General features: G+C 69.5%; 1 protein-coding gene. It reads right to left on the bottom strand.

The features are described 5' to 3' along the window. Positions 1 to 10: 10 nt before the first annotated feature. A partial coding sequence (locus tag IH13_RS0102190; protein ID WP_031080557.1) for a catalase occupies positions 11 to 2,200 on the bottom strand: 2,190 nt, incomplete at its 5' end.

The raw sequence follows: 2,200 nt of genomic DNA, 5'->3' as shown, positions 1-2,200 counted from the left end.
CAGGCCGGGGTCAGACCGAGGGGGGGAAGCGGTCCCAGACCCGGTGGCTGCCGAGCAGTTCGGTGATCTGTTCCAGGACCTGGGTCCCGGTGCCGGCGGTGATCACTCCGGCGGTGTCCTGGGGGATGCCCGCGGAGGCCAGCATCTGCTCGCCGCCGTTCCACGCCCCGATCGCCTTGCCGTGCCGGTAGGCCTCGTTGAGCAGGAGCAGTACCCGCGGGTCGGTCGCCGCACCTGCGGTGCCGGCGGCTTTGGCGTCCCGTGCGCCGATCGCGTCGTCACCGGCGGCGGGGACACCGGCGAGGAGGACGGCGTCGAATTCGACGGAGCGGGCGGTGGCGAAGGTGCGCTGGGCGGTGACGGGATCGCCGCCCGCGTCGAGGACGCCTCCGGCGGGGGCGATGACCAGGGGCACCATGTTGCCGTCCTGGACCGCCGCGCAGACCGCGCGGACACCGTCCAGGTCGGCGTCCTTGTCGGCGACGATACCGATGATGCGGCCGTCCAGCGGCCAGACCTTGCCGACCTGGGAGAGGGCGGGGCTGGGCTGCGGGTCGGCGAGCGGCCCGTCCGGCTCGGGTACGGGCAGGCCGAGACCGGCGGCGACCTGGGCGCACAGCTCGCCGTCGATGCGGGCGAGTACCTTCAAACCGCGTTCCTTGACAGCCTGTTCGTAGCACTTGCCCAGTTCGAAGGTGTAGGCGTCGATGATGTGCTCACGCTCCACCGGGCTCATGCTGAGCCAGAAGAGACGGGGCTGGCTGAAGTGGTCGTCGAACGACTCCGGGGCCTGGCGCACCTTGCGGCTCGCGGTGACCTCGGCGGGCACCTCGACGAAGGCACCGGTGTCCGCGCCCGCGAGGAAGGGGCAGCCGCCGTCCAGCGAGTTGGGCCGGTAGGGTGCCACCCCGCGGTGGACGGCGCTCTGGTGCATGCCGTCGCGCAGCATGTCGTTGACGGGGGCGTGGGTCCGGTTGATGGGCAGCTGCGGGAAGTTGGGGCCGCCGAGCCGGGTGAGCTGGGTGTCGATGTAGCTGAACAGCCGGCCCTGGAGCAGCGGGTCGTTGGTGACGTCGATGCCCGGGACCATGTTGCCGACGTGGAAGGCGACCTGCTCGGTCTCGGCGAAGTAGTTCGACGGGTTGGCGTTGAGGGTCATCAGCCCGATCGGCTGGACCGGGGCGAGTTCCTCGGGGACGATCTTCGTCGGGTCCAGCAGGTCGATACCCTGGAACATCTGCTCGGGGGTGTCGGGGAAGGTCTGCACACCCAGTTCCCACTGGGGGAAGGCACCGGCCTCGATGGCGTCGGCGAGGTCCCGGCGGTGGAAGTCGGGGTCCACGCCACCGGTGATCTGCGCCTCCTCCCAGACCTGGGAATGGATGCCGAGCTTCGGCTTCCAGTGGAACTTCACCAGCGTCGTGCCACCCTCGGCGTCCACGAGCCGGAAGGTGTGGACACCGAAGCCCTCCATCATCCGGTAGGAACGCGGGATACCCCGGTCGGACATGTTCCACAGCGTGTGATGGGTCGCCTCGGAGTGCAGCGTCACGAAGTCCCAGAACGTGTCATGGGCACTCTGCGCCTGCGGGATCTCACGGTCGGGATGGGGTTTACCCGCGTGGATGATGTCGGGGAACTTGATCGCGTCCTGGATGAAGAACACCGGGATGTTGTTGCCGACGAGGTCGAAGACACCCTCCTCGGTGTAGAACTTCGTGGCGAAACCGCGGGTGTCCCGCACGGTGTCGGCCGACCCCCGGGAACCGAGCACGGTCGAGAACCGCACGAAGACCGGCGTCTCGACATCCTTCGCCAGGAAAGCCGCCCTGGACACCTTCGACGCGGTCCCGTACCCCCTGAAGACACCATGGGCGGCTGCTCCGCGCGCGTGCACCACACGCTCCGGGATGCGCTCGTGGTCGAAGTGGGTGATCTTCTCCCGCAGGTGATGGTCCTGCAGCAGCACCGGCCCACGGGGACCCGCCTTGAGCGAGTGATCGGTGTCGTACAGGCGCGCCCCCTGCGCGGTGGTCAGATAGGCACCGCTCTGCGCGTTGCGCGCCGGATCGTTCCCGGTGGGCTGACCGGTGGGACCGACCGTCTCCGGACCACTCTGGTCGCGCTTCGGCGGCAGCGGCTCGTGCGGCTCCGTCGGCTCCTCCACGGTCGGAGGCACGCTGCCCGGCGCGCCGGGGAT

It is taken from the genome of Streptomyces sp. NRRL WC-3549, from assembly GCF_000721935.1.
In the GTDB taxonomy this organism is placed as follows: Bacteria; Actinomycetota; Actinomycetes; order Streptomycetales; family Streptomycetaceae; genus Streptomyces.
Note: the sequence above shows the minus strand (reverse complement) of the source record. Positions and strands in the feature narration are given on the sequence as shown.